The sequence below is a fragment of the Arcobacter pernae genome (assembly GCF_049472135.1).
Lineage (GTDB): Bacteria > Campylobacterota > Campylobacteria > Campylobacterales > Arcobacteraceae > Arcobacter_B.
Genome location: NZ_JBMOVV010000002.1, coordinates 71,866 through 95,750, shown reverse-complemented (window position 1 = coordinate 95,750; position 23,885 = coordinate 71,866). Strand labels below are relative to the sequence as shown.

The 23,885-nt window shown below is 30.0% G+C and carries 25 protein-coding genes; 10 read left to right on the top strand and 15 right to left on the bottom strand.

Annotated features, from left to right (window positions below; genetic code table 11):
• Positions 1 to 58: 58 nt before the first annotated feature.
• From ACH5BF_RS02975 to ACH5BF_RS02950, 6 genes are all read right to left on the bottom strand, one after another.
• The gene (locus ACH5BF_RS02975) at positions 59 to 763 is read right to left on the bottom strand and encodes a pirin family protein (protein ID WP_423272560.1); all 705 of its coding nucleotides are present in this window, start codon (positions 761 to 763) and stop codon (positions 59 to 61) included.
• A gap of 2 nt (positions 764 to 765) precedes the next feature.
• A complete protein-coding gene (locus ACH5BF_RS02970) occupies positions 766 to 1,536 on the bottom strand; it encodes a DODA-type extradiol aromatic ring-opening family dioxygenase (protein ID WP_423272559.1) in 771 nt (256 codons plus the stop codon).
• A 30-nt stretch (positions 1,537 to 1,566) separates the two neighbouring features.
• The gene (locus tag ACH5BF_RS02965; protein WP_423272558.1) at positions 1,567 to 2,136 is read right to left on the bottom strand and encodes a YceI family protein; all 570 of its coding nucleotides are present in this window, start codon (positions 2,134 to 2,136) and stop codon (positions 1,567 to 1,569) included.
• Positions 2,137 to 2,187: 51 nt separating this feature from the next.
• Positions 2,188 to 2,640, bottom strand: a complete 453-nt coding sequence (locus ACH5BF_RS02960) for a MarR family winged helix-turn-helix transcriptional regulator (RefSeq protein WP_423272556.1) — start codon at positions 2,638 to 2,640, stop codon at positions 2,188 to 2,190.
• A gap of 136 nt (positions 2,641 to 2,776) precedes the next feature.
• Positions 2,777 to 3,400, bottom strand: coding sequence for a LysE family transporter (locus ACH5BF_RS02955; RefSeq protein WP_423272555.1), 624 nt, complete (start codon positions 3,398 to 3,400; stop codon positions 2,777 to 2,779).
• 116 nt (positions 3,401 to 3,516) lie between these two features.
• Positions 3,517 to 3,705 (bottom strand): hypothetical protein, encoded by a 189-nt coding sequence (locus tag ACH5BF_RS02950; protein ID WP_423272553.1) that lies wholly within the window; start codon positions 3,703 to 3,705, stop codon positions 3,517 to 3,519.
• A gap of 214 nt (positions 3,706 to 3,919) precedes the next feature.
• On the opposite strand from ACH5BF_RS02950, the gene ACH5BF_RS02945 reads away from it, so the two are divergent.
• The 5 genes from ACH5BF_RS02945 to carA are packed head-to-tail and all read left to right on the top strand — an operon-like array spanning position 3,920 to position 8,825.
• Positions 3,920 to 5,029: a pyridoxal-phosphate-dependent aminotransferase family protein gene (locus tag ACH5BF_RS02945; protein ID WP_423272552.1), complete on the top strand. Its 1,110-nt coding sequence runs from the start codon at positions 3,920 to 3,922 to the stop codon at positions 5,027 to 5,029.
• Between the two features lie 5 nt (positions 5,030 to 5,034).
• Positions 5,035 to 5,880, top strand: coding sequence for an ATP phosphoribosyltransferase regulatory subunit (locus ACH5BF_RS02940; RefSeq protein ID WP_423272551.1), 846 nt, complete (start codon positions 5,035 to 5,037; stop codon positions 5,878 to 5,880).
• A gap of 9 nt (positions 5,881 to 5,889) precedes the next feature.
• Positions 5,890 to 7,143 carry an adenylosuccinate synthase gene (locus tag ACH5BF_RS02935; RefSeq protein WP_423272550.1) on the top strand — a complete coding sequence of 418 codons (1,254 nt, stop codon included), beginning with the start codon at positions 5,890 to 5,892 and terminating at the stop codon, positions 7,141 to 7,143.
• Between the two features lie 4 nt (positions 7,144 to 7,147).
• Positions 7,148 to 7,699: a DUF507 family protein gene (locus ACH5BF_RS02930; RefSeq protein ID WP_423272549.1), complete on the top strand. Its 552-nt coding sequence runs from the start codon at positions 7,148 to 7,150 to the stop codon at positions 7,697 to 7,699.
• 1 nt (position 7,700) lies between these two features.
• Entirely contained in the window at positions 7,701 to 8,825 is a 1,125-nt protein-coding gene (carA, locus tag ACH5BF_RS02925; RefSeq protein ID WP_423272548.1) for a glutamine-hydrolyzing carbamoyl-phosphate synthase small subunit, read from the top strand.
• A gap of 101 nt (positions 8,826 to 8,926) precedes the next feature.
• Here the strand turns inward: carA and ACH5BF_RS02920 are convergent, their stop codons facing one another.
• From ACH5BF_RS02920 to ACH5BF_RS02905, 4 genes are read right to left on the bottom strand one after another with little or no spacing between them, the layout of a single operon-like run.
• Entirely contained in the window at positions 8,927 to 9,400 is a 474-nt protein-coding gene (locus ACH5BF_RS02920) for a phosphatidylglycerophosphatase A family protein (protein WP_423272547.1), read from the bottom strand.
• A gap of 8 nt (positions 9,401 to 9,408) precedes the next feature.
• On the bottom strand, positions 9,409 to 10,299 hold the full coding sequence (locus ACH5BF_RS02915) for a DNA-binding transcriptional response regulator (protein ID WP_423272546.1): 891 nt from the start codon (positions 10,297 to 10,299) through the stop codon (positions 9,409 to 9,411).
• 3 nt (positions 10,300 to 10,302) lie between these two features.
• Positions 10,303 to 11,421, bottom strand: a complete 1,119-nt coding sequence (locus tag ACH5BF_RS02910; RefSeq protein ID WP_423272545.1) for a bifunctional 2-C-methyl-D-erythritol 4-phosphate cytidylyltransferase/2-C-methyl-D-erythritol 2,4-cyclodiphosphate synthase — start codon at positions 11,419 to 11,421, stop codon at positions 10,303 to 10,305.
• Positions 11,422 to 11,479: 58 nt separating this feature from the next.
• Positions 11,480 to 12,301 carry an HDOD domain-containing protein gene (locus ACH5BF_RS02905; protein ID WP_423272543.1) on the bottom strand — a complete coding sequence of 274 codons (822 nt, stop codon included), beginning with the start codon at positions 12,299 to 12,301 and terminating at the stop codon, positions 11,480 to 11,482.
• A gap of 148 nt (positions 12,302 to 12,449) precedes the next feature.
• Between ACH5BF_RS02905 and thiC the strand changes: the two genes are divergently transcribed.
• Positions 12,450 to 13,799, top strand: coding sequence for a phosphomethylpyrimidine synthase ThiC (gene thiC / locus ACH5BF_RS02900; protein WP_423272542.1), 1,350 nt, complete (start codon positions 12,450 to 12,452; stop codon positions 13,797 to 13,799).
• Positions 13,800 to 14,217: 418 nt separating this feature from the next.
• On the top strand, positions 14,218 to 15,402 hold the full coding sequence (locus ACH5BF_RS02895; RefSeq protein WP_423272540.1) for an Mrp/NBP35 family ATP-binding protein: 1,185 nt from the start codon (positions 14,218 to 14,220) through the stop codon (positions 15,400 to 15,402).
• Positions 15,403 to 15,436: 34 nt separating this feature from the next.
• On the opposite strand, the gene ACH5BF_RS02890 is transcribed toward ACH5BF_RS02895, so the two are convergent.
• The 5 genes from ACH5BF_RS02890 to ACH5BF_RS02870 form a co-directional block, all read right to left on the bottom strand.
• Entirely contained in the window at positions 15,437 to 15,694 is a 258-nt protein-coding gene (locus tag ACH5BF_RS02890; RefSeq protein WP_423272539.1) for a hypothetical protein, read from the bottom strand.
• Between the two features lie 102 nt (positions 15,695 to 15,796).
• Positions 15,797 to 16,477 (bottom strand): bifunctional phosphoribosyl-AMP cyclohydrolase/phosphoribosyl-ATP diphosphatase HisIE, encoded by a 681-nt coding sequence (gene hisIE / locus ACH5BF_RS02885; RefSeq protein WP_423272537.1) that lies wholly within the window; start codon positions 16,475 to 16,477, stop codon positions 15,797 to 15,799.
• Between the two features lie 8 nt (positions 16,478 to 16,485).
• On the bottom strand, positions 16,486 to 16,770 hold the full coding sequence (locus tag ACH5BF_RS02880) for a hypothetical protein (RefSeq protein WP_423272536.1): 285 nt from the start codon (positions 16,768 to 16,770) through the stop codon (positions 16,486 to 16,488).
• A 40-nt stretch (positions 16,771 to 16,810) separates the two neighbouring features.
• Positions 16,811 to 17,896: an SPFH domain-containing protein gene (locus tag ACH5BF_RS02875; protein WP_423272534.1), complete on the bottom strand. Its 1,086-nt coding sequence runs from the start codon at positions 17,894 to 17,896 to the stop codon at positions 16,811 to 16,813.
• A gap of 42 nt (positions 17,897 to 17,938) precedes the next feature.
• Positions 17,939 to 18,859 carry a branched-chain amino acid transaminase gene (locus ACH5BF_RS02870; RefSeq protein ID WP_423272533.1) on the bottom strand — a complete coding sequence of 307 codons (921 nt, stop codon included), beginning with the start codon at positions 18,857 to 18,859 and terminating at the stop codon, positions 17,939 to 17,941.
• A 151-nt stretch (positions 18,860 to 19,010) separates the two neighbouring features.
• Here ACH5BF_RS02870 and ACH5BF_RS02865 point away from each other — a divergent pair, with 151 nt between their 5' ends.
• The 3 genes from ACH5BF_RS02865 to metH all read left to right on the top strand — a co-directional run bounded on the left by ACH5BF_RS02865 (position 19,011) and on the right by metH (position 23,869).
• Positions 19,011 to 19,706 (top strand): hypothetical protein, encoded by a 696-nt coding sequence (locus ACH5BF_RS02865; protein WP_423272532.1) that lies wholly within the window; start codon positions 19,011 to 19,013, stop codon positions 19,704 to 19,706.
• Complete coding sequence (locus ACH5BF_RS02860) at positions 19,703 to 20,299, top strand: SAM-dependent methyltransferase (protein WP_423272531.1); 597 nt, start codon at positions 19,703 to 19,705, stop codon at positions 20,297 to 20,299. Before ACH5BF_RS02865 ends, ACH5BF_RS02860 begins: the two co-directional genes overlap by 4 nt.
• 90 nt (positions 20,300 to 20,389) lie before the next feature.
• Positions 20,390 to 23,869, top strand: a complete 3,480-nt coding sequence (gene metH / locus ACH5BF_RS02855) for a methionine synthase (RefSeq protein ID WP_423272529.1) — start codon at positions 20,390 to 20,392, stop codon at positions 23,867 to 23,869.
• The last annotated feature ends 16 nt before the right edge of the window (positions 23,870 to 23,885 follow it).

Below are 23,885 nucleotides of genomic sequence, written 5' to 3'. Positions count from 1 at the left end.
TTAGACCTAAAAATTTATATTTTGTATTTTATCATATAAATTTTTAGTCTAGTAAGTTTTATGCCTCTTTCATTTCAATAAAAAGAAAATGCGAATTACTTAATGCTTCTATTTTGATTTTATACTCTTTTGTAATTTCCATTGCATCACCAAAATCAAGTTTAGTATCGTTTATTGAAGATTCTCCTTCAATTTGAACAAAATAAACTTGTCTATTCTCATCAATGTCAAATTCAATTGATTTATCTTTTTCTAATTCACTTACATACAGATTTACATCTTGATGAATTTTTATTTTTCCATTGCCATTTGTTGATGAAACAATATTTAAAAGTTTGTTTTCTCTTTCATCTTTTGTAAATTTCTCAGAGCCATAAAGTCTTGGAAGACCTCTTTTAGGTGGGTAAACCCAAATTTGTAAAAGCCTTAAATCTTTGCTTTCATGAAGATTATGTTCACTATGAAAGATACCATCTCCAGCACTTAAGTATTGAACTTCACCTCTTTTTAAAGTCTCTTGATTTCCCATAGAGTCTTTGTGTGTTATTTCCCCATCAACTATATATGAAATAATTTCCATATTTTCATGGGGATGCATGTCAAAGCCACTTTTTGGATGAACAATATCATCATTTAATACTCTTAAAACTCCAAAGTTTACATTTTGAGGATTTCTATACTCTGCAAAAGAGAAATGAAATCTACTCTCTAGCCAACCTAAATTTGAAGTTCCCATATTATTTTTTGGTAATTTTCTTAACATTTTCAATCCTTTAAATCAAAAGCAAAACACTCCATTGAGATGTTTGAATAAACAATTTCACTATTAAATGAAATACCTTTTTTATTAAAAGCACTACCAAATGCAATAAATAATGGTAAAAAGTGCTCAGCAGTTGGATGATTCATATAAAACATCGGCTCTTGGGTACTTCTTAGTAGTTTCTCTTTACTACCATTAGTTATTGCATCACAAACATAATCATTAAAATCTTTTGCATATTTTTTTACTTTTGGATTAGGACTTATATCAGATAGATTATGTGTTAATCCTCCGCTAGCTATTATCATTGCTTCATTTTTTAAATCTTTAAGTGCCTCTCCTAAAGTTATTAATTGTTCATAGGAATAGCTTTTGGGTAAGCTTATTTGAACAACAGGAATATCAATATTTTTATACATCATTGATAAAGTAGTCCATACTCCATGGTCAAAACTATTTTTACCTTTATGAATGGAAGCATTTAAATTATGATTATTTAAATGCTTCATTACTTTAAGGGAAATCTCTTCATTACTATTTATTTCATATTCATAATCATATAACTCTTTTTCAAAACCATAAAAGTCATATAATAATTCAGGTTTTTCATAATCTAAAATCTTTAAGTCATTAGTAAGATAATGAGCTGAAAAGATAATGATATATTTTGGTTTATCAAGAGTTTTTGAAAACTTGTTAATATTTTTTTTAGAAAAGGAATTACCCAAAATTATATTAGGTGCTCCATGTGAAATAAATAGTGTAGGGTACATTTGAATTCCTTTAAATTTTAAAATAGCTTATTATTTAGCTAATATTCCTTCTAATTCAACAATTAGTTTTACTTTTTCACCAACTGCAACACCACCAGCTTCTAAAACAGAGTTATATTTAATTCCATAATCCATTCTATTTACTTTACCTTCAAGTACTAAACCAGCTCTAGTATTTCCCCAAGGATCTTTGATTGTTCCATTTGTTTCAACATCTAAAACAACATCTTTAGTAACACCTCTCATTGTTAATTTTCCATAAGCTTTGTCATCTTCTACTTTATTTAAATCAAATTTAATTTGAGGGTATTTATCTGCAGCAAAAAAGTCACTTGCTCTTAAGTGATCATCTCTTTTTTTATTTGCAGTATTAATTGATTTTACTTCAACAATACCATTTAATGATTTTAATGAATTTGTTTTCTCATCATATTCAAAAGAACCATTAAAAGTATCAAATTTACCAGTTACATTTGAAATCATCATATGTTTAACTTTAAATCCAACATTTGAGTGACTTGTGTCAACATTGTATGTTCCTGCATATAAAGCACCTGCACTTAAAATTGAAGCTAATCCAAGTTTTACTAATTTTGTCATTTTATTCATCCTTTTAGGTTGTACTAGTTAGTACTATTATTTTAAATTTTTTTAATTTGCTTTATAAACTTTATTCAAAAGTTCATAAAAAGTATCTAGTTCTTCATCACTTAAAACTTCAAGTGATTTATACAAGTTCTGCGCGTGATTTGGAAATACTGTTTCTATTACTTCAGTGCCTTTTAAAGTAAGCGTTAAAATCGAAGCTCTTTTATCTTCAGGGTCACTAATTGAAGTAATCCATCCATCTCTTTTAAGATTTCTTACAACAACAGTAATATTTCCAGGAGTACTCATTGTAAGTTTTGTAATAGAACCTATATTTAAGTCTCCTCTGTGATAAAGTACTTCAAGTACTTTAAACTGATTAAAGGTAAGGTTAAAATCATTTAAATAGTTTACTGTTTGGTTATGAATCTTTAATCTAAGTCTTTCAAGTCTTACAACTGCTTTCATAGATTTGTCTGTTCTTTTTCCATAACTTTTAATTGATTTATTACTCATGATTTAACTCCTTGTTGAAATTATATTACTAGTTAGTAGTATTTGTCAAGAGGTTAAACATTGATTAATATTACTAGTTAGTAATAAATAGCCTTTGAAAGACTATAAAATGGGCATTAGAAAAATTTTGAAATTTCTAAGATTTTTTTGCAGCAGACATAAAAATTGCTGCTAAAATCAAAAAACTACCAGTAATTCTATTTTGAATTTTCATTGCTCTAACATCTTTTATCAAGAATTTTAATTTTGAAGCAAGGCTTGAATATCCTGTCATAACAAAAATGTCAACAATACATAAAGTAAGACCAATAATTACAAATTGTAATAATAGTGATTCATTCGGATTAAGAAACTGTGGTATAAAAGCCACTAAAAAAACAGTTGCCTTTGCATTTGTTAGGTTAATCAAAGTAGCATGTACAAAAGATTTTTTAGCATTATAGTCATTTAATTGATTACTCTCATCTATAATCTCTACTTTTTCAATAAATTTAGAGATACCAAGATATACTAAATAAGCAACACCAATCCATTTGATTATGTTAAAAAGCATAACAGACTTTGCAATTAAAGCTCCAAGTCCTATTACTACAATAAAAGTTTGAATAATATATCCAGCTTGAAGACCAAAGATAGCTGCATATGATTTTTTTAATCCATATTTAATTCCATGATTCATTGAAACAACTGCACCTGCACCAGGTGAAACAGAGATTGCAATAGAAGCTAATAATAGTGTTATCCAAACATTTAAATCCATAGTTTATCTTTTTTGTAAAATTTATTTTAAGAGCTTATTTTAATTTGTTTCTTGTTAAAAAGGCATAAAAAAAGGCAGCACTTTCGTACTACCTTTAAAAGAAGGGTGTAATTTAATTACGCAGCTTTTTTAGCAGCAACTTTTGCAGCTTTTTTAGCAGTTTTTACTTTAGTTGGTTTTAATTTTAATACTTTTTTAGTAACTTTTTTAGCAACTTTTTTTACGTCTTTTTTCTTAGATACTACTTTTTTAGTAGCTTTCTTAGCGATTTTAGCAACTTTTTTTTCTTTTAATTCTTTTGCCATTTGTTATTTCCTTTGTTATTTTATAGATTTTTACTATTACTTCTGTATAAAAGTAATAAATTATGGAGATTGTACATCAAAAAAATTCTTTTGTCAAGAGAAAATAACAGTTTTTTTATAATTTCTGTTATTTTATTTGCTTAACCGTTTAATAATAAACTATTAGCTAAAATATCATGTTTTGCTATAAAGAAAGAAAATTAAGGAATATGAAATGCTATTAACTCCAGGTCCTACTCCAGTACCAGAATTTGTAAGAAAGGCAATGGCTGATGTAACTATTCACCATAGAACGCCAGAGTTTGAAGCAATTTTTGAACAAACTAGAGAATTACTATTTGAATTATATGGAATGGATGAGGTTGTAATGCTTGCATCAAGTGGTTCAGGAGCTATGGAAGCTTGTGTTACAAACTTAACTCATAAAAAAGCTCTTACTATTAACTCAGGGAAGTTTGGTGAGAGATTCGGAAAAATTTGTAAAGCTTTTGATATTGAATATACAGAAATTAAAAATGAATGGAATGTACCTGTAAGTGTTGAAGCAGTTGTAGAAGCTGTAAAAAATGACAGTGATATAGATGCAATTTTTATTCAAGTTTGTGAGAGTGCAGGTGGATTAAGACATCCAGTTGAACAAATCGCACAAGAAGTTAAAAAGATTAATAAAGATATTACAATTGTTGCTGATGGAATTACAGCAATTGGTGTTGAAAAGATTGATACAACAAATTTAGACGCTGTTATTACAGGAAGTCAAAAAGCTTTAATGTTACCACCAGGATTAGCTGTAATTGGTTTATCAAATGAAGCTGTTGCTAAAATAGAAACAAAAGCTAGAGGATTCTATTTCAACTTAGCTACTGAGATTAAAAAACAAAGAACAAATACTACAGCATGGACAGCAGCTACAACTTTAATCATTGGATTAAAAGAGATTTTAGCGCATATCAAAGAAAATGGTGGATATGATGCACTTTATGAAAAAACAGCTTTAAGAGCAAAAGCTACAAGAGAAGCATTAAGTGCAATTGGATGTGAAATTTTCCCTCAAAGTCCTGCAAATGCAATGACTACAATTTATACTGAGCATGCACCACAAATTAGAAAAATTTTAAAAACTAAATATAATGTGAATATTGCAGGTGGACAAGATCATATCAAAACATTAATTTTCAGAATTAATCATATGGGATTAGTAGAAGATTTTGAAGCTGCATGGGTTGTAAATGCAATTGAATTAGCTATGGATGAACTTGATTTAAGAGCATTTGATGGAACAGCTAATAAAGTATTTCTTGAGCAGATGTTCAAAGGAAACTAGTAGTTATGGTTTTTGAACACGAAATTCCAAAGGGAAGTAGATTATATTTCGCAAAAGCTGCAAAAGCTAAAAGAGTTTTAGAAAATAGAGTTTGTGAAATATTAGACGACAATGGATTTGAAGAGATATTAACACCAAACTTTTCATACTCGCAACACCAATCAATTGCAGATGAAAAAAAGTTAATTAAATTTTCAGATGAAGATAATGAACAAGTATCATTAAGAGCAGATTCTACTTTAGATGTAGTAAGAATTATCTCAAAAAGATTAGGAAGAACAACAGACCATAAAAAATGGTTTTATGTTCAACCTGTATTTACTTATCCATCAAATGAAGAGTATCAAATTGGATGTGAGTGGATAGGTCATGATAATATCTCTGATGTAATGAATTTAACAGCAGATATTTTAAAAGCATTAGACTTAGAACCAGTATTTCAAATCTCAAATATCAATATTCCAAAACTTGTTGCAAGTGAATTAAATATTGATATTGATTTATTTAAAAATGGTGAAATAGCATCACTATTTAAATTAGATTGTAAATGGTTAAACGAACTTATAAAAGTTAAAGATTTAAATGACTTAGAAAAAGTTATGCAAATAGTTCCAGACTCAATTAAAGTTGAGTTAGAAAAACTATACAAAAAAGCAAGTGAAGTAAACTACAACAATATTGTAATTGCTCCATTATATTATGGTTCACTGAAATATTACAATGGTGTTTATTATAGAGTTATAAGTGACAACTTAACAGTATGTAAAGGTGGTATGTACTCAAGTGAAGGTACATGTTCATTAGGTTTTGCACTTTATACAGATAGTTTATTAAAAATTTTAGAGGATTAGGAATAATATATGAGAGCAGATTTAATAGTTGGTATCCAGTGGGGTGATGAAGGAAAAGGTAAGATAGTTGATATGCTAGCACAAAATTATGACATGGTTTGTAGAAGCCAAGGTGGTCATAATGCAGGTCATACTATTTGGGTAGATGGTGTAAAGTATGCACTTCACTTAATTCCTTCTGGAGTTTTAAATCCAAAAGCTATAAATGTTATAGGAAATGGTGTAGTTTTATCACCAGAATCAATTATCAAAGAGATGAGTCAATTTGAGAACTTAGAGGGTAGACTTTATATTTCAGATAAAGCTCACTTAAACTTACCATACCATGCACTAATTGATCAAGCAAAAGAGAGATTAAAAGGTGATAAGGCTATTGGTACAACAGGAAAAGGAATTGGACCTGCATACTCTGATAAAATTAACAGAATTGGACACAGAGTTGGTGAATTATTAAATCCTGAAAAATTAACAGGAAAAATCTTAGAGTACTTTGAACAAAATAGAGCAATTTTTGATGTATTAGAGATTGCAACTCCAAATAAAGATGAACTATTAGCTTTATTAACTGAGTACAAAACTGCTTTAGAACCATTTATTACAAACACTACAAACATGGTTTGGAATGCATTAGATGATAATAAAAAAGTATTATTAGAAGGTGCTCAAGGAACTATGCTTGATATTGACCATGGTACATACCCATATGTTACTTCTTCAAGTACTGTAAGTGCTGGAGCTTGTACTGGTCTTGGATTAAACCCAAAAGATATTGGTATTGTAACTGGAATTACAAAAGCTTACTGTACTAGAGTTGGAAATGGTCCTTTCCCAACAGAAGACTTTGGAACTGCTGGTGATACTATGGCAGATGTAGGGAAAGAGTTTGGTACAACAACTGGAAGAAAAAGAAGATGTGGATGGTTTGATGCTGTTGCTGTTAAACATGCAGGAAGACTTAATGGTTGTGACCAACTAGCATTAATGAAACTTGATGTATTAGATGGTTTTGAAAAAATCAAAGTTTGTACAGCTTACGAGTTAGCAAACGGTGAAATTATTGATTATGTACCATCAGATTTAGAAGATGTAAAACCTGTTTATGTTGAAATTGATGGATGGGATAGTGTTGTTGGTTGTAGAGATTATGACAAACTTCCAGAGAATGCAAAAAAATATATTGAAAAAATTGAAGAGGTAACAGCTGTAAAAGTTGGGATTGTTTCGACATCTCCTGAGAGAGCAGACACTATTATAAGGGGGTAAGAGGATGAGAATCAAATTACATCATACACCATATATTTCTAGAAGAATTACAAGAGACTTAATCTCTTGTGACTTTGTAGAAGTAAGAAAAGATAAAAACTCTATTGAAGCTCAAATCGAAAGAATTATGGATGCTGATATAGAAAAAGAGTTTGAACTAGACGAAAAAGTTGATCAGATTCTTGATGGACAAGATGAAGAAATCGAAATGTTAAATGCTGATAGAAGACAACTTTTTTGGATGACTAAAAAAAGATTGGCAAACGACTTTGGTGTTATTTTAAATAATGAAGATAGATTCTCAGATATTGCTCATCAAGTATTAGATTTCTTATGGGAAGAGGATTATATCCACTATACTTGCTCAGACAATCAAGTGAAAAATGTAATATTCTCATCAATTGATGAGTTTATGAAAGGTTTTGAAGAAGCAGATTCTCTGGTATTAGCTAAGCTTAAAAACTATAAAAGAAAGTTAATACCAGGAACTGAGGATTATGATTTAGTTTATCATAGATTATATGAAGAAGAATTAATTAAAAGAGGGTTAATATAAGATGCAAAAAGTTTGGATTTACTTAGAAAACGGAACATTTTTAGAAGCGAAATCTTTTGGTGCAACTGGTACATCTGTTGGAGAAGTAGTATTTAATACATCACTAACTGGTTACCAAGAAATCATTACTGATCCATCATATGCAGGTCAGTTTATTACATTTACAATGCCAGAAATTGGAAATGTTGGTGTAAATGAAGATGATATGGAAAGTAAAACAGCATACTGTAAAGGTGTTTTAGTTAGAAATTATCACCATGAATACTCTAACTATAGAGGAGAGGGTGATTTAGACTCATTATTAAAAGAGCACAATGTATTAGGTATTACGGCAATTGATACAAGATACTTAACTAAAATGATTAGAGATGAGGGTGCAATGATGATGATTGCTTCTACTGAAATCTCTGATAAACATGAGTTAGCTAAGAAACTAAGTGAAAGTCCAAGAATTGAAGATATTAACTATATTGAACAAGTTTCAACAAAAGAGTCATATATTCATAAAAGTGGAGCTTGGAATCATGAAGCAAAAGCTTACAACAAAGCTGTTATGAGTGATAAAAAAATAGTTGTTGTTGACTTTGGTGTAAAAAGAAATATCTTAAATGAATTAGTTCAATCAGGATTAGAAGTTGAAGTTGTTCCATCAACATTTAAAGCTGAAGATTTAATTGCTAGATTTGAAGCAAAAGAAATCGGTGGTATTTTCTTATCAAATGGACCAGGTGACCCACTTACTTTAACTGAAGAGAAAAAAGAAGTTCAAAAATTAATTACTGCAAATATTCCAATGTTTGCTATTTGTTTAGGACACCAAATGTTATCTATTGCTCATGGGCATGATACATATAAGTTACCATTTGGACAACATGGAGGAAATCACCCTGTTGCAAATCCTGAAACAAAAATAGTAGAAATTACTGCACAAAACCATAACTATAATGTTCCTGATTCAATTGTAGAAATTGCTGAAATTACTCACAAGAATCTATTTGATGGAACTATTGAGGGTGTAAAATATAAAAATAAAGAGATTTTCTCTGTACAACATCACCCAGAAGCATCTCCAGGACCACATGAGTCTAAGTATATCTTTGATGAGTTTGCTAAGATAGTTAAATAATTTAGGTTATTTAGCTATAAAAAAAGGGAAACTCATTTGAGTTTCCCTTTTTTAATTCTCTTGTAAAAGAGTTGAAGTTAAACCTCTTTCTTCAAGCTCTTTTATAAAAAGTTTGCAATTAAGTGATAAACACCTGAGGCAGCAATACCAGCAGCAACACCTGCTACTACATCATCACCCATTACTCCCCAACCACCTTTAACATTCTGGTCAATTCTTCCTATAATCGAAGGTTTCCAAATATCAAAAAGTCTGAAGAATACAAAAGCCAAAATAGCCATAATAAGCATATTAGATTCCGTTGGTTTACAAATAGATAAAGCTATCCACATACCTGCTAATTCATCAATAACTATCTCTTTGCTATCATGTTCTCCAACTTCTTTTTCATAGATGTCTATTTGTTTTACTGCAAATACAGTAACTAATAAACCTAATAAAAATAGTGTTGATACATCAAAAAATTGTAGTACTCCAACACCTAATAATAAGGCTACAAAAGAACCTACTGTCCCAGGTGCTTTTGGTGATAACCCAGAGTATCCAACTGTTAAGAAAAATTTTCTAAAGTTCATATTTTACCTTACTTCTTTTTTTCAATACCAAGTTTTTTTCTCTTTTCCCAAAGAGATTTTCTTGAAATACCAAGTTTTTTAGATAGTTCAGTATCTGGATATTTTGCTTGGTATGATAAAACCATAAGTTTTACATAATCATTGATTGTCATAATATTTGTAGTACTCATAAGTAGATTTTCATTGTTAAATTCAATCTTTCTATAAGGGAATTCATCTTCGCTTTCTAAAGATGAAATCACACAATTTTTATGTTCAATTAATTTGATTAGATTATCTTTAGCAGTTTTCTTAAGACTATGATACTCTGTTAGGTAAATAATCCCTTTATTATCTAAAGCATTTAATTTCTTTTGCCAATTTGTACAGTTTAAAGATATAAATGAGATAGGCATATCAAGTCTTCTTGATAATTCAAATACTAACTTATCAGAACATTTTTGAGAATTTGATTCTATTAATGTTGGGAATGATGGAGGTAAAAATGTATCAGAAGTGTTTACATCTTCCATAATAAAGTCAACATATTCTCTTAATGTTTGTAACTCTCTTCTTAGACTTCTACACTCTTTATAGTGATAGATTTTTCTTACAAGTTCATCCATTAAGAATGGTTTCATTATATAGTCTTTTGCACCATCTTTGATAGGGTTAGTAACTGTTTCATCTGAGATATAAGATACTAAAAGAAGTATAATTGAGTTTTCTTTATATTTTTTGATTATGTTTTTACATAAACTTGATGGAAGTGAAGTTGATAAAAGTACTATGTCATAATCTTTTGATAAGTTATCAATATTTGGTGATTCTATATAATCACAACTGTGTCCGTCATCTAGTAGTCTTGAAACTACCTTTTGTGCTAAATAAATCTCATTTTCAATAATTAAAATATTCATATTTTACTTCCATTTATAGTATTTTAATGTAGCAATACTTTGAACTGCCACACCTTCTTTTCTACCAACAAATCCCATTTTTTCACCTGTTGTTGCTTTAATATTTATAAATTGTTTTTCTAAGGCTAAAATTTGTGATAATTGTTTTTTTATATCTTTTTTAAAAGGATTGATTTTAGGTTGTTGAGCTAATATTGTAAGGTCAATATTTACAATTTCATATCCAACATTATAAATAAATTCTACAATCTCTTGAAGTAAAACTTTTGAATCAGCACCTTTGTATTTAGGGTCTGTATCAGGGAAAAATTCTCCAATATCTCCAGCTCCTGCTGCTCCAAGTAAAGCATCAATAACAGAGTGAATTAATACATCTCCATCACTGTGTGCTTTAAATCCATACTCACATGGTATTTCAACTCCACCAAGATACATTTTTTTACCATCTTCAAACTGATGTATATCAATTCCAGTACCTGTAAAAAAATTATTAGAAGCAGGTTTTAAACTAGGCATTTCATTTATTTCATCTCCATGCGTAAGTTTTTTGCTCTTAGTGCTTCCTTTTACATATTTAATAGAACCATTAATCGCTTTAATGGCAGAACTATCATCGGTAAATTCAGTTGTTGTATTTAGGGCTTTTTTTAATATATCAGTAGTTGAAAGTTGCGGAGTTTGAATAAGTTTTACATTATCTCTATTTATTGTGGCTTCATTGTAAATAACTGTGTCAGATACATCTAATACAGGAACAATACAATCTGCTAAACCTTTTTCGTTGAGTAGATTATCAATTACACTTTTAGGGACACAAGCTCTTGCTACATCAGTTACCATTACATATTTAGTGGTAACCTCTTTTAAAGAGTTTGCCATTGATTCTTGTCTAGTGTCACCACCTGTTACATAGGTATACTCATCGTTGAAATTTTCCATATATGATATTTCATTTTTATGGGCAGTAATAATTACCTTATCAAAATCAGAAAAACTTGATAATCTTTTGGTAACATTTAGCCATAATGGTTCATTTTCAATTCTAAGCCATTGCTTTTTCGTCTTATGGTTAAAACGCGTAGAATTCCCTGCGCATAAGACTATTAAAGTAACATCAGACACCAATATCCCCTTTGTGTAAAAAAGTTACATATTATAATCTAATGTTACTTATGAAAAGTTAAGAATTTTTCAGAATTTCAGCTTTTATTGTTTTAATTGAGCTATTTAGTATTTTTTCATCAAAGTCATAAGTTTTTGAAAGTTTTGAAGCTTTTTCAATACTATTAGTGTTTAAAGGATTTTTGTAATTAGTAAGCTCTTTTGTAATCCTTAAAACTTGAGCTTTTCTTTTAAATTCAGATGGCGCATCATCTATATCTTCTACAAATCCAATTGGATATATTAGATTATGAGATAAACCCCAATGTTTAAATAGATTTGCAGTTATTTTAGCAGTTGTAAAACCTGTAAATTCAAGTTCAACTAGTGAGATATTACTCTCTTTATTTAAAGCCTCTTTGAACTCTTCAACTAAGTTTTCTTGCTCAATAATTCCAGCAATAATAAATTTACCAGTTTCTTGTAAAAATGCAGGCATTATTAACTCTTCTTTTAATTCATTATCAAATTTTGAAACCCATTCATTTATGATTTTCGTTGATAATGCACTTAAGTTAATAAATTCGTCTGTAGTCATTCCATATGCTAAAAGGTTACACTTTACAGTATTTTGTACAATTGAACCAATTGCTAAAGAGATTGTAAAATTTATTCCAAGAAGATTAATTGCCCTACTTAAAGTATCTACACTACTTCTAAATCCAAACATTGATGAGTTAGCAACTTTTAATATATTTGCCACAAGTAGTGGGTCTTTTTCAATAATCTTTATTAGTTCATCAGGAGAAGAGTCTTTTACTTTTTTAAACTCTTCAAGTTCCATAATACTATTTGGTAATGGTGGCAATGAATCAATTTTATCTTTAATTTTATTTTTCATAATTATCTCGTTATTCTTAATAAAACTATTATATAGAAAAGAAACTTATACAAATAATAAATCAAAATTAATTGATTTAATTAAGGTTTTATAAACAAATTTAGATATAATCAACTCACAATCAAATAAATATTATAGGATTTTTAAAATGAGAGATTGGCTAGATAATCATAAAGATGATAAAGTTAGAACACAAATGTATTATGCAAAGCAAGGTATTATTACTCCTGATATGGAGTATGTTGCAAAAGTTGAAAATTTAGATCCTGAATTAATTAGATCTGAGATTGAAAGAGGAAGACTAATTATTCCTGCGAATGTAAATCATAGAAACTTAAATCCAATGGCTATTGGAATTGCATCATCTTGTAAAATTAATGCTAATATTGGTTCATCAGCCTTAGCTTCAGATATTGACGGTGAAGTTGAAAAAGTTGACGTATGTTTAAAATATGGTGCTGATACAATCATGGACTTAAGTACTGGTGGAGACTTAGATGCAATTAGAGAAGCTGTTATTGCTCACTCTAATGTGCCAATTGGTACAGTTCCAATGTACCAAATCTTACATGATGTAAACAATAAGATTGAAGACTTATCTATTGATGTAATGTTAAAAGTATTAGAAAAGCAAGCACAACAAGGTGTTTCTTACTTTACAATTCACGCTGGATTCTTACTTCAATTTATGCCTCATGTTGCAAAAAGAAAAATGGGAATCGTTTCAAGAGGTGGTTCTTTAATGGCTGCATGGATGATGCATTACCATAAAGAAAATCCATTCTACGATGCATTTGATGATATCTTAGATATTTGTAGAAAATACGATGTATCATTATCTTTAGGTGACTCTTTAAGACCAGGATGTTTAGCAGATGCTTCTGATGAAGCTCAATTATCTGAACTTAAAGTAATGGGTGAATTAACAAAAAGAGCATGGGAAAAAGATGTTCAAGTTATGATTGAAGGACCAGGTCACGTTCCATTAAATCAAATTGAAAGAAATATGAAAATTGAGCAAGAGTATTGTCATGAGGCACCTTTCTATATCTTAGGACCTTTAACAACTGATATTGCTGCTGGTTATGACCATATTTCATCTGCAATTGGTGCAGCTGTTGGTGGATGGCATGGAGCTAGTATGCTTTGTTATGTTACGCCAAAAGAGCACTTAGGTTTACCAAATGCAAAAGATGTAAGAGAAGGGATTATTGCATATAAAATTGCTGCTCACTCTGCTGATATTGCAAGAGGAAGAAAAGGTGCAAGAGATATTGATGATGAAATGTCTGATGCAAGATATGCATTTGACTGGAATAAACAATTTGAATTATGTTTAGACCCTGAAAGAGCAAAAGAGTATCATGATGAAACTCTTCCTCAAGATGTATTTAAAGAAGCAGAGTTTTGTTCTATGTGTGGACCAAAGTTTTGTTCATATAAAATCACACAAAAGATTGTAAAAGATCACGGTGATGCGATGGTAAATGTCGGATAAAAAAGTGAACAGTTTCACTTTTTCGGCATTTACGAGGATTTGATGCGAAATAGAAATCTTTGATTTCGTAATTGCGCCGAATGCTTTGACGAAATGTTGGATAAAAAGAGTGAAAACATAAACTTATCCAAAATTACCTAACAAAAAGCATTCTTCATAATAATTTGAAGGATGCTTTTTTTATTTTAAAACTTCAAATTTATTCCAAAAAATAAAAATTTAAAAAACTCTAAATATAAATTCAATAAAAATTCTATGTATTTCATAAACTTTTGATAAAATATTGTGTTTAGAAAAGTAAACATTATTTTACTTTTTATAAAAAATATTAAAATTTTGTTTAATTAAGACAAAAATTATCCTATTTAAAATATAATACAAAAAATTTAAATATAAAACTTTATAAAAGGAATTTTCTATGGCAACTATAGAAGAGATTAAAAAGGAACTTGAAAAAGTTAAGTATCCTGGATTTGAAAAATCTATTATGGATTTTGGATTTGTAAAAGATGTTCAATTAGATGGAAATACAGCTTCAATTGTATTAGATATTACATCAAGTGCACAAGAAGTTGAAGATCAGTTAAGAAAAGATATTCATGCCTGTATTAATGCTATTGGACTTGAAGTTAGACTTGGATTCAATAAACCACAAGCTCCAAAGCAAAACTCTAACTCTGTTAGTGGTAAAAATATTGCTCCACAAATTAAAAAGATTGTAATGGTAAGTTCTGGTAAAGGTGGAGTTGGGAAATCAACTACTACTGTTAACTTAGCTGTTGCTGCTTCTATGCAAGGTAAAAGAGTTGGTATCTTAGATGCTGATATTTATGGTCCAAATATTCCTAGAATGATGGGATTACAAGGAAGTGAAGTAGAAGTTATTGGTGAGAAAGCTAAACCTTTAAATGCTTATGGTGTTGATGTAATGTCTATGGGTGTTTTAATGGAAGAAGGTCAAGCAGTTATTTGGAGAGGTGCTATGATTATGAAAGCTATCCAACAACTGTTAAGAGATATCTTATGGGAAAACTTAGATATCTTATTTATTGATATGCCTCCAGGTACTGGTGATGCTCAATTAACTTTAGCACAAAGTGTTCCTGTTGCTGCTGGTATTAATGTTACAACTCCTCAGCATGTTGCACTTGATGATTCAAGAAGATCTTTAGATATGTTCCAAAAGTTACATATTCCAATTGGTGGAATTGTTGAAAATATGAGTGGATTTATTTGTCCTTCATGTGAAACTGAGTCTGACATCTTTGGAATGGGAACTTGTGAAGATTTAGCTGACCAATATAATACTCAAGTATTAGGAAACTTACCAATTGAGCCTGCAATTAGAGAAGGTGGAGATGGTGGTAAACCAATTACTTACTTTAACCCAGAATCAATTTCTGCAAAAAGATATATGGAAGCTGCTTCTAGATTAATTTCATTCTTAGAAAATGTAGATGATAACAGATCAAATGCAGATATTCAACCAACTACACCTCCAGGTGTAAGTGCTTGTTCAACAGCTGCAGCAGGTGCTAGTTCAGCACAACAAACTCAACAATCATCAGGTGGTGGTTGTGGTACAGGATGTGGTTGTCACTAAGACTTCAAGATAAAAAAGTAGAAAATCTACTTTTTTATCCACATTTAAAATACTCTAAATAAATCTCTTCTATTTTTTCTTTTACAAGCTTTTCTTTCCAATTGTGTCTTTCACAAAACTTTGAAATCTCAGTTTCTCTTTCATTTTCATTACAAAAGAAATAAAGTCTTTTCACGAAAGGTTTTGGAATATTTATAATTGCTTTTTCAAAATAGTTCTCTTTACAATCTTTGGAACAAAAAACTTTTGAAATAGGTATTTTTTTAGAGCAGTATTGACATTCATTAGCCATCATAACTCCTTTTGGGAATTATATCTTTAAAGTATTAATTGCAACTTAGTCGCGGGTACTAAAAGTAAGATTTAATTTTATTTAAAAAAGAACTAAATAAAATTATTTAGTTCTTGCATTTTTTTCTTCAATTCCTGACATTCCAAATCTTCTAGCTAATTCTTGTTTAACTCTATCTGGACTTATATTTTTTGAAGCTAATGCCACTAAAACATGATATGTAATATCAGCTGCTTCATAAATAATCTCTTCTTCATTATTATCTTTAATTGCAAAAGTAAATTCACCTGATTCTTCTACAATCTTTTTAAGCATTGAGTTTTGCTCACCTTTTAAAAGTTTTGCTGTATAAGATTTATTTGGGTCATCATTTTTTCTATCAAGAATAGTGTGATATAAAGTATCAATAACTCCATAAGCAGCTGTTGTATCTACTTCAACTTTACTTACTTCTTCATTTGTTTGTAAATCAGTAAAGAAACATGATTTTCTTCCTGTATGACAAGCAACACCTTCTTGATTTACTTTTAGTAAAAGAGTGTCATTATCACAATCAAGCATTATATTTACAATCTCTTGTGTGTGATTTGAGCTTTCACCTTTTTTCCATATTCTTTGTTTTGTTCTACTAAAGTAGTGTGCGTAGTTTGTTTTAATAGTTAATTCTAATGCTTCTTTATTCATATATGCTAACATTAAAACTTCATTAGTTTTTGCATCTTGTGTGATTACTGGAAGTAAACCATTCATTTTTTCCCAGTCAATTTTTTCTATTGCTTCCATTTGTACCCTTAAAATTTTTTACTTATATCAAGTTTCAGTTTTTCAACTTCTTTTGTAACTTTATCTACTTCTATTTCTCCACCAATTTCTATATCATCATCTTTAAGTTTTTTAGATTCTTCTGTTGTTGGTGGAGGAGCTAAGTATTTTTCATCTTTGTATTTTGAGTATCTATCCTCTTCTAAAGATAGATTTAAATCTATCTTTTTATTACTCTTAATATTATCTTCTGCATTAAGAGAATGATTGATAATTAATAAAAATAGTATTAAAAGTAGTTTTGATTTTTTCATTGTTTTAATTCTAATAGAGTAGAAAATCTACTCTATTATTTTATTTACTGTGAATTGCAGTATCTCTTGATTTGTCTTTTGTATCAACCCAGATATTTGGAGTTGAACCACCAGGAGTTAAGAAAATCTTAGCATCTTTATTTTCTCTAAGTGCTTCGTTGAATTTTCCTTGAACTTGAATTTGTTGCATTTGTAGTAGTTCTGATGTTAAAGATTTTGCAATCTCTTTATTTGCAGCAGCTTGTGCTTTTGCTTCAATAGTTACAGCATCTGCTCTACCTTGTGCTTCAATTCTGTTTCTGTCAGCCTCACCTTTTGCAAGTGCAGCTTTTTTCTCAGCTTCTTGTTTTGCTCTTTGAACTTCGTATCTTACTCTTTCAGCTTCTTGGTTAGCAATTTGAACTCTTTCAATTTGCTCTTTAATTTTCTCAGGTAATACAATCTCTCTTAATTGAACAGACTCAACTGTTACAGGAGTACCTTCTAAAGCTTCAACTTGTGTTCTAATACCATTTTCAATTAATGTAGCAATCTCATTTCTTCTTGTTGGTAATTCTTCAGCGTTAAATCCACCAACAACATTTCTTACAATATTTCTTACAACTGGGTTAACAATTTTATCTTCCCATCCAAGACCCCAAGTAGCAATAGTAGTTGGAGCTCCCGCTGCTGTAAGTCTATATTGAACAGTTAATTCAATAGAAACTGGTAAACCTCTTGCATCAAGAATGTTAATTGCAGGGTTTGATCTAATACTTTGGTCAAATCCACCCATTTGCTCAACACTTCTATAGTTGATAAGTCTTACTTTTGTATCTACAACAATAACTTTTTGGAATACTGGAATATAGAAGTGGAAACCTGGAGTTAAAGGTCTATCTTCATATTTACCTGTTGTAACTTTAATACCAACTTGTCCTGATTCAATAATCACAAATGGTTTAAAGATAAATAGTGCAGCTATAAGTATGATTATTACATAAATAAATCCTGCTTTTTTTCCAAAGTTTTTGAAAAATTCAGGTGGCTCAAAAGGTGGTTGATAGTTTCCACCACCACCATTGTTAGAACCACCACCATTATTTTGCTGTTGTCTGTTTTTAAAATAGTCGTTGTCTATTGGCATTTTTTCCCTTATTTTAGTTTAATTTCCAAATATTAACAAAGATTAGTTAATGTATGTTAAATACTTAGTGTATTTTTCATTTTTACCTTGAACAACATCAAAGTAAGCTTTTTGTAATGCTTCAGTAATTGGTCCTCTTGAACCAGTACCAATAATTCTTGCATCAATATCTCTAATTGGAGTAACTTCAACAGCTGTTCCTGTGAAGAATGCTTCATCTGCAATATATACTTCTTCTCTTGTTAATCTTCTTCTTACAACTTCGTATCCTAAGTCTTTAGCTAAATCAATAACTGTAGCTTGAGTAATAGACTCTAAAGAGTTGTCATTTGGAGGAGTAATAACTACACCATCTCTAACGATAAAGAAACAAGCACCAGAAGCTTCTGCAATATAACCTTGGTCATCTCTTAATAATGCTTCATCATATCCACATTCAACCGCTTCACCTTTTGCCATTTGTGAGTTTAAGTAGTTTGCAACTGCTTTTGCTTTACCCATTCCAGAAGTATTTGAGTTTCTAGTCATAGATGCAATTTTTACTCTTACACCTTTTTTCATACCTTCTTCACCTAAGTACGCTCCCCATTCCCATGCAGAAATAGAAACATTTACAGGAGCTTGTTTGTGATAAAGTCCCATAACACCGTAACCTAAGTATACTAATGGTCTAATGTAAGCACCTTCAGTTAATTCATTTTTTTGTAATAATTCAATTTGTGCTTTATTTAATTCCTCAGCACTAAATGGAACATCAATTAGTGTCATTTTCGCTGAGTTTATAAGTCTTTTAGTGTGCTCTTCTAATTTAAAAATCGCACATCTTCCATCATGAGTTTTATATGCTTTTGTACCCTCAATTGCACCATTTCCATAGTGTAGAGTATGAGAAAGAACATGTACCTTTGCATCATGCCAGTTTACAAATTCTCCATCCATCCATATATATTTTGCTTCAGTCATCTTATAAATTCCTAATGATTTAATTTTTAATGAATATTCTAGCCAAGATATTATTAAAATTAGGTCATAGTTTAAATGCTAAATTCCTTTTAGGGGTTTAAATAGTTACTTATGGTATATTATCAAAAAAATTTTAGGATTAGTTTTTTAAATGAGAAGATTTATTAAGAATTTTGCTGTAGGAGTGTTTATAGCATTAGTAGTTACTGGTTGTTCTGTAAAAGATTTTAATGAGATTATTCAACCAAAAGAAAAAGAGTTTGTATATGAAAGACCTGTTGTTTCTGATGAACTTTTGAAAACTGTACATGAGATAGTAAAAGCTATGTCTCAAAATAATTTACAGTTATTAAATACAAAATTTATAAACAAAGATTTTGGTGTTTATAATTTATATAAAGTTGATGGATATGAGAACTTTTCATATCAAAAAATGTTCTATAATGTTATTGAAGAAGAGATTATTAAGATTGATGAATTCTCTCATTTAATCTCAAGAGTTCCTAAAAAAACGGTAAATCTTCCAATTATTGAGGCTGATACTAAATTTAATTGTAGTCCTTATAATGATGCTTATTATGGTTGGACTAATCATGGACTTTTTTTAAGTACAAATACTAGTACAAAGCTAAAAAAGTTTATGGAAGAGAAAAATATGCTTAAAAAAGACTCTTTTAAAAAAGAGGATTTTCATAAAGCAAAAATGATTGAACTGATGTCTTACAAAGTTATCTTAACACCAGAAATTGTATTTCATCTAAATAAACTAGAAGATGGTAAGTGGTACATAACTTTAGTAGATAGAATAACAATAAATTGTAGTGTAAAAAAGGATTCTAAAAAATGAGTCAACAAGAGTTTTGGAATAGTAAGTTTTCAAGAGAAGGTTACCTTTATGGTACAAAACCAAATAGTTTTATAGCTTCAAAAATAAAAACTTTTCCAAGAGGTGGAAAGGTTTTATGTTTAGGTGAAGGAGAAGGTAGAAATGCTATTTTTCTTGCAAAAAGAGGTATGGAAGTTACTGCAATAGATGCTTCTGATATAGGACTTTCTAAACTTCATTTTAGAGCATTAGAAGAGGGTGTTTCTATTGAGACTATTTGTGCAGATTTAAATGAGTGGGAAGTAAAAGAGCAATATGATGTAATTGTAGCTTCATACTTACATATGTATAAAGAAGATAGAGCAAAACTTTTTGAAAAAATTGAAGATGTTTTAAAACCAGATGGAATTTTTGTTGGGGAGTTTTTCTCTGTAAATCAGCTAAACTTTAATAGTGGTGGCCCAAAAGATGTAGAGTTACTTTATACAGTTGAAGATTTCAAAAAAGGTTTTGCTCTTTGTCAAAATGATGTAAAAGAAGTTGTAACTATTCTTGATGAAGGGAAAGGTCATCAAGGCGAGGCTAGCGTAATTAGAGTAGTTGTAGAGAAATAACAAAGAAATTAATTTAAGTTATAAATTGGTATATTATAACTTTAAAATATAATAATTATAAGATTTTCAAATAATAAAAGTGAAAGAAGAATGATAGAAGAAATTAAAAGTATAATAGAAAACAGAGTATTAGTAATTGATGGAGCTATGGGTACACAACTTCAAATTGCTGATATAAAAGATAAAGATTGGGAATATGAAGGAAGAAATTTAGAAGGTTGTAATGAGCTTTTAAATTTAACTGCACCAGATGTTCTTAGAACAATTCACGATAATTATGCAAAAGCAGGGGCTGATTTAATTAGTACGAATACTTTTGGTTCTATGCCATGGGTATTAGATGAGTATCAAATTCCTGAAACTTCTTATGAATTATCAAAGTTAGGTGCTGCACTAGTAAAAGAGTCTTGTGAAAAATATAGTACGCCAGAAAAACCAAGATATGTATTAGGTTCAATTGGTCCTGGAACAAAACTTCCTTCATTAGGTCATATTACTTATGATGATATGTATGAAGGTTACAAGATTATGGCTCAAGGTTTAATTGATGGTGGGACAGATATTTTCTTACTTGAAACTTGTCAAGACCCATTACAAATTAAAGCTGCATTACATGCTTTAACTGCTGTATCTCCTAAAACACCAATTATGGTTTCTGTAACAATTGAGCTTTCAGGAACAATGCTTATTGGAACAGATGCAATGACAATTGCAGCTATTATGGAACCATTTAATATTTTATCTTTAGGATTTAACTGTGGTACGGGACCAAAGCAAGTACATAAACATGTAAAAACTTTAAGTGAAGTATGTAAATTCCCTATTTCAGTTCACGCAAATGCAGGACTTCCTCAAAATAAAGGTGGAGTAACTTACTATCCAATGGGACCTAAAGAGTTTACTGAATTATCAGAAGAGTTCTTAGAGTTTAATGGTGTATCTTTCTTAGGTGGATGTTGTGGTACTACACCAGAGCATATTGCTGCATTATCTAAATCAATAGAAGGTAAAGTTCCTAGAAAACCAAGTGGATTTTTAAAAGCCTCTCTTGCATCGCTATTTAATGTAATGCCATTAAAACAAGACCCAGCACCACTTTTAATAGGTGAAAGATCAAATGCTACTGGTTCTAAAGCATTTAGAGAGTTATTAAAAGCAAATGATTATGAAGGTACTTTATCAGTAGGTCAACAACAAGTAAGAGCAGGTGCTCATGTAATTGATGTATCTGTTGGATTTGCGGGAAGAGATGAGAGAAAAGATATGGATGAAGTTGTATCTTTATACTCTCAAAAAGTATCTCTTCCTTTAATGCCAGATTCAACTCAAATTCCTGCACTTGAAGCTGCATTAAAACAAATTGGTGGAAGATGTATTATCAACTCAGTAAATCTTGAAGATGGTGAAGATAAGTTTGATGAAATATGTATATTAGCTAAGAAGTTTGGTGCTGCACTTGTTTGTCTTGTAATTGATGAAATTGGAATGGCTAAAACTTTAGATAGAAAACTTGAAGTTGCTGAAAGAATTTATGACTTATGTGTAAATAGACATGGTTTTAATCCTGAAGATTTAGTATTTGATATGCTTACATTTACTATTGGTTCTGGTGATGATGAATATAGAACAGCAGGTATTGAAACTCTTGAAGCAATTAGAGAGTTCCAAAAAAGACATCCTGAAGTTGGTACTACTTTAGGTCTTTCAAATATCTCTTTTGGACTTGACCAAAAAGCAAGAATTTATTTAAATTCTATTTATTTAGACCATTGTGTAAAAGCAGGTCTTACAACAGCAATTGTAAATGTAAAACATATTTTGCCTTTAAATAAAATCTCAGAAGAAGATAGAAAAGCTTGTGATGATTTAATCTTTAACAACCAAGAAAATGGTGACCCATTATTTAAGTTTATTGAACACTTCTCAAATGTAGAAGCCCAAGAAGATACAAGTGATGAAGAGTTCCAAAAACTTGAACCTATTGAGAAAGTTAAAAAACTTTTATTAGATGGTGATAAAGAAAGAATGCTTCCTTTAGTTGATGAGTTAAGACATACAGTTGACCCAGAAGTTATTGTAAATGAGTGGTTAATTGATGGTATGAAAGTAATTGGTGAGCTATTTGGTTCAGGACAAATGCAGTTACCTTTCGTACTTCAAAGTGCAGAAACTATGAAAGCAACTGTTGATGCTTTAAATCCATATTTACCAAAAGAAGAGAAAGCTAGTGAAACTGTACTTGTTTTAGGAACTGTAAAAGGTGATGTACATGATGTTGGTAAAAACTTAGTTGATATTATTCTTTCAAATAATGGATTTAAAGTTATAAACATTGGTATTAAAGCTGATTTAAATGACTTCATTATTGCAGTTAAAGAGCATAAAGCACAAGCAATAGGAATGAGTGGATTACTTGTAAAATCAACAGCAGTAATGAAAGAAAACCTTGAGGCTTTACAAAAAGAGGGTATTGATATTCCTGTACTTTTAGGTGGTGCTGCACTTACAAAAGGTTTTGTAAATGATTATTGTAGACCAATTTATGATGGTCCAATCTTCTATTGTAGAGATGCCTTTGATGGTGTTGTTTCTATGCAAAGAATTGAAGAAGGTGATTTAGAAAACACTGCTTTAGCTGCTGATTTAATTGAAGAAGTTGATACAAGTGATAGAGTTGCAAAAGAAGAAGTTGAAATACCACCTTATGAAGAAATAGAACTTCCTGAACCTACACAATTTACTTTCCCTCCAATCTGGGATAGAGTTGCAAAAACAGGTGATGAAGTAGATAAAGAGTTAGTATTTAAATGGATTAACCATAGAGTATTATTTAGACAAAGATGGGGATATAAAAGAGGTAAACAAAGTAGTACAGACTTCTTGAAGCATGAAGAAGAAGTTGTTAAACCTATGTATGAAGAGTTAAAAGCAGAGTTAATTGATAATAATATCTTTGACCCAATTGCTATTTACGAGTATTATCCTTGTATGTCACATGATAATAAACTTTATATCTTTGATAAAAAATATCTATTTAATTCAGAAGAAGAAGCAAGAGCAAACAAGCCATCATTAGATGAAGCAATAAAAGTTTTAGAGTTCCCAAGACAACAAAGAAAACCATTTAGATGTATTGCTGATTATTTTGCAAATGATAGATTAGATGTAGTAGGATTTACTCTTGCAAGTGCTGGGCTTAAAGTAGCTGATTATGAGAGAGAGTTCTATAATAAGGGTGAGTTTAATAAATATTATCAAATTCATGGACTTGGTGTTGAACTTGCTGAAGCATTAGCAGAGGTTTTACATAAACAAATCAGACTTGATTTAGATATTGTTCCAAAAGAAGGACATACTTTAAATGATGTTCAAATGAAACAATATGTAGGTTGTAGATACTCTCCTGGATATGCGGCTTGTCCAGATTTAGCAATGAACAGAGATATCTTTGATTTATTAGACCCAGAGAAGTTTGGAATTGAATTATCTGAGACATTCCAAATGCATCCAGAACAAACAACTTGTGCAATAGTTGTTCCTCACCACGAAGCAAAATATTATAATATTTAAAAAGTAGGTCAAACTA